The 2,538-nt window shown below is 52.1% G+C and carries 1 rRNA gene; it reads left to right on the top strand.

The features are described from left to right. Window positions 1-95: 95 nt before the first annotated feature. Window positions 96-2,538 (top strand): 23S ribosomal RNA (locus tag ACTMS9_RS30550); the annotation flags it as partial.

Raw genomic sequence — 2,538 nt, 5'->3', positions numbered from 1 at the left:
TGTTCTTTGAAAACTAGATAACAATAAGTAATACATTCACATTGAATGCAATGCAAAGTTCATCACACATAGTGATTCTTTCTAAAGTAAGAAATGGTTAAGTTAGAAAGGGCGCACGGTGGATGCCTTGGCACTAGGAGCCGATGAAGGACGGGACGAACACCGATATGCTTCGGGGAGCTGTAAGCAAGCTTTGATCCGGAGATTTCCGAATGGGGAAACCCACTGCTCGTAATGGAGTAGTATCCATACTTGAATACATAGAGTATGAGAAGGCATACCCGGGGAACTGAAACATCTAAGTACCCGGAGGAAGAGAAAGCAAATGCGATTCCCTGAGTAGCGGCGAGCGAAACGGGAACAGCCCAAACCAAGAGGCTTGCCTCTTGGGGTTGTAGGACACTCTATACGGAGTTACAAAGGAACGATATAAGCGAAGAGGTCTGGAAAGGCCCGCCAAAGAAGGTAACAGCCCTGTAACTGAAATGTTGTTCTCTCCAGAGTGGATCCTGAGTACGGCGGAACACGTGAAATTCCGTCGGAATCCGGGAGGACCATCTCCCAAGGCTAAATACTCCCTAGTGACCGATAGTGAACCAGTACCGTGAGGGAAAGGTGAAAAGCACCCCGGAAGGGGAGTGAAATAGATCCTGAAACCGTGTGCCTACAAGTAGTCAGAGCCCGTTAAAGGGTGATGGCGTGCCTTTTGTAGAATGAACCGGCGAGTTACGATCCCGTGCAAGGTTAAGCAGAAGATGCGGAGCCGCAGCGAAAGCGAGTCTGAATAGGGCGCATGAGTACGTGGTCGTAGACCCGAAACCAGGTGATCTACCCATGTCCAGGGTGAAGTTCAGGTAACACTGAATGGAGGCCCGAACCCACGCACGTTGAAAAGTGCGGGGATGAGGTGTGGGTAGGGGTGAAATGCCAATCGAACCTGGAGATAGCTGGTTCTCTCCGAAATAGCTTTAGGGCTAGCCTCAAGGTAAGAGTCTCGGAGGTAGAGCACTGATTGGACTAGGGGCCCCTACCGGGTTACCGAATTCAGTCAAACTCCGAATGCCGATGACTTATCCTTGGGAGTCAGACTGCGAGTGATAAGATCCGTAGTCGAAAGGGAAACAGCCCAGACCGCCAGCTAAGGTCCCAAAGTATACGTTAAGTGGAAAAGGATGTGGAGTTGCTTAGACAACCAGGATGTTGGCTTAGAAGCAGCCACCATTTAAAGAGTGCGTAATAGCTCACTGGTCGAGTGACTCTGCGCCGAAAATGTACCGGGGCTAAACGTATCACCGAAGCTGCGGACTGTTCTTACGAACAGTGGTAGGAGAGCGTTCTAAGTGCTGTGAAGTCAGACCGGAAGGACTGGTGGAGCGCTTAGAAGTGAGAATGCCGGTATGAGTAGCGAAAGACGGGTGAGAATCCCGTCCACCGAATGCCTAAGGTTTCCTGAGGAAGGCTCGTCCGCTCAGGGTTAGTCGGGACCTAAGCCGAGGCCGAAAGGCGTAGGCGATGGACAACAGGTTGATATTCCTGTACCACCTCCTCACCATTTGAGCAATGGGGGGACGCAGGAGGATAGGGTAAGCGCGGTATTGGATATCCGCGTCCAAGCAGTTAGGCTGGGAAATAGGCAAATCCGTTTCCCGTAAAGGCTGAGCTGTGATGGCGAGCGAAATTTAGTAGCGAAGTTCCTGATTCCACACTGCCAAGAAAAGCCTCTAGCGAGGTGAGAGGTGCCCGTACCGCAAACCGACACAGGTAGGCGAGGAGAGAATCCTAAGGTGATCGAGAGAACTCTCGTTAAGGAACTCGGCAAAATGACCCCGTAACTTCGGGAGAAGGGGTGCTTCTTAGGGTGTTAAAGCCCCGAGAAGCCGCAGTGAATAGGCCCAGGCGACTGTTTAGCAAAAACACAGGTCTCTGCGAAGCCGTAAGGCGAAGTATAGGGGCTGACGCCTGCCCGGTGCTGGAAGGTTAAGAGGAGCGCTTAGCGTAAGCGAAGGTGCGAATTGAAGCCCCAGTAAACGGCGGCCGTAACTATAACGGTCCTAAGGTAGCGAAATTCCTTGTCGGGTAAGTTCCGACCCGCACGAAAGGCGCAACGATCTGGGCACTGTCTCAACGAGAGACTCGGTGAAATTATAGTACCTGTGAAGATGCAGGTTACCCGCGACAGGACGGAAAGACCCCGTGGAGCTTTACTGCAGCCTGATATTGAATGTTGGTACAGCTTGTACAGGATAGGTAGGAGCCTTGGAAACCGGAGCGCTAGCTTCGGTGGAGGCATCGGTGGGATACTACCCTGGCTGTATTGACCTTCTAACCCGCTGCCCTTATCGGGCAGGGAGACAGTGTCAGGTGGGCAGTTTGACTGGGGCGGTCGCCTCCTAAAATGTAACGGAGGCGCCCAAAGGTTCCCTCAGAATGGTTGGAAATCATTCGCAGAGTGTAAAGGCACAAGGGAGCTTGACTGCGAGACCTACAAGTCGAGCAGGGACGAAAGTCGGGCTTAGTGATCCGGTGGTTCCGCATGGA

This window comes from Micromonospora sp. L31 (assembly GCF_052068075.1).
GTDB classification, from domain to species: Bacteria; Actinomycetota; Actinomycetes; order Mycobacteriales; family Micromonosporaceae; genus Micromonospora; species Micromonospora purpureochromogenes.
This window is presented reverse-complemented; position numbering and strand designations above follow the sequence as displayed.